Below are 1,846 nucleotides of genomic sequence, written 5' to 3' on the forward strand. Positions count from 1 at the left end.
GTGGCGCCTAAACGCCGAAAAGTCCCTGGCGCCTTTACGCCGAAAACGGTTTGGTTCCTTAACGGCGAAAGTTCACATATGCCGACAGCATGCGGCTGCCCGGAACCCAGTCGCAGCATACGCGGGCGCCCGATGCGGCCAGCGCGGAGGTACATAAGATGAAGAACCCTCAAGCAAAGCGCTCCATATGCCTCATGCTTGCACTCCTCCCGCTCGGCGCGGTCGGCCACTCCGGCATGTCCGTCGCCGGCGCGGAGACTCCGGCAGCAGCGAGCGCAGAATCGATGGCGGGGAACATGGCGTCAGCCGGCGTTCAGCCGATCGGCGTGGATACCATTCCGCTGACCATAACGGTACAAACGCCGTCGGGCGGAACGTCACGCCTGACTTACATCAATGAAGAGGGATGGCGACTCGACGATCGCGATGCGCGACTCAAACCCGGCGAAGCGCGGATCACACCTGCATCGGCGGAGCAACAAAAAGGGGCGTCCGCAGGCGAGCAGCCGATGACCGTGTTTATCGACGGTCCGACGGGATTCACTTACGTGTGGTTGCCCGATCACGGGTGGAGGTTCATCGGCCGGCTTTCCGACCGCAAGCGCTGATCGCGGGCGGGCTGCAATCGTGACCTAGGCATTAGTCGATTGGTCGGGCGGGTCATTGTTTTGCGAGCCTGATCACGTTGACAACGACGTCGAAAGCGGCTCCCGCGGTCCCCTGCCCGTTCGAGTACGCAACAGATCGCACACGACGATCGACTGCTGAGCCTGTTGCGGCCCGGGCAGCGTGGGCATCTCTACGAGGCTGGGAGCTGCCAACGGCGCGCTTTGCAGGATTGTTCCGTCGGCGCCCGGCGTTGGGGGTGTGCGCCCACCATGTAATGAAGCAAAAGCTATCAGAGGCCGCCGTTCGGAGAGCCATGAACCACAGTTCCAAGTGCAGATCTTTCAAGCTTGAACGACGCTTCGCGGAGGCCAGCCGCGGTTCGAATGTCCAGGCAATGACGGTCGCGATCGTCCCTTCATGGCCGAACCGGAAATCCGAGGTCGCCTCGAACACCGCGATCCATGGTTGAAAGCCGAACTTCCGTAGACGGACCCACACCCGCCAGTCGCCTTCGCGCAGTTGAGATGGCCGTTTGAAAACGTGCGACGGCCATTTACTTACTTAGTCTATCAAGACTATCCGCATATCAGCGAATTCGAGATGTTCGGCAAGGCATGTGGGAGCGGTCTTGCTGTTCCCTATATTCGATCGCGTTCTGGCCGTGAAAGGCTGCACGCGCCATGCGCTCGCATCCTGGCGGTCGACGCGCCCCCTGCCACCGGTGCCTGCGAGCCGATCATGTTTCAGCCGGGAGGAGTGGGCCCTACAATCTTTCACTCAGAAGGAATGATATCTTCATATTTGCAGATCATCTTTCATTGGGTGGAAGGTTTAATGGATAGACTGGAAGCAATGTCGATCGTGCTGCTCACGATCGAAAAGGGTAGCCTCACGGCGGCGGCGAAGGCTCTGCATATGCCGCTCCCGACCGTCAGCCGGAAGGTCACCGAGCTCGAAGAGTACCTTGGCACGAAGTTGCTGCATCGTTCAACGCGAAAGCTGACCTTGACCGATTCGGGCCAAGCTTACGTCGAGTCGGTCAAACGCATCATGGAAGACATCGAGGAAGTCGAACGAGCCGCGGCTGGCGAATACACCACCCCACGGGGAGAGCTCGTTCTCACTGCACCTGTGATGTTTGGACAGATGTGCCGCGCGTCAATCAAGATGAGAACAGCGCGTCAATCAGGATGAGAGAACTGGCATGGCGGCAGCGGTGAAGGGCGTAGCCCGGAAC

The 1,846-nt window shown here is 59.8% G+C and carries 2 protein-coding genes; both read left to right on the plus strand.

Going from position 1 to position 1,846, the window contains the following annotated elements; translation table 11 throughout:
* Window positions 1-296: 296 nt before the first annotated feature.
* Window positions 297-608 carry a hypothetical protein gene (locus NCT32_RS36770; protein ID WP_250491540.1) on the plus strand — a complete coding sequence of 104 codons (312 nt, stop codon included), beginning with the start codon at window positions 297-299 and terminating at the stop codon, window positions 606-608.
* A gap of 835 nt (window positions 609-1,443) precedes the next feature.
* The gene (locus NCT32_RS36775) at window positions 1,444-1,803 is read left to right on the plus strand and encodes a LysR family transcriptional regulator (RefSeq protein WP_311768221.1); all 360 of its coding nucleotides are present in this window, start codon (window positions 1,444-1,446) and stop codon (window positions 1,801-1,803) included.
* Window positions 1,804-1,846: the final 43 nt, after the last annotated feature.

The sequence above is a fragment of the Caballeronia sp. INML2 genome, from assembly GCF_023631365.1.
In the GTDB taxonomy this organism is placed as follows: Bacteria; Pseudomonadota; Gammaproteobacteria; order Burkholderiales; family Burkholderiaceae; genus Caballeronia; species Caballeronia turbans.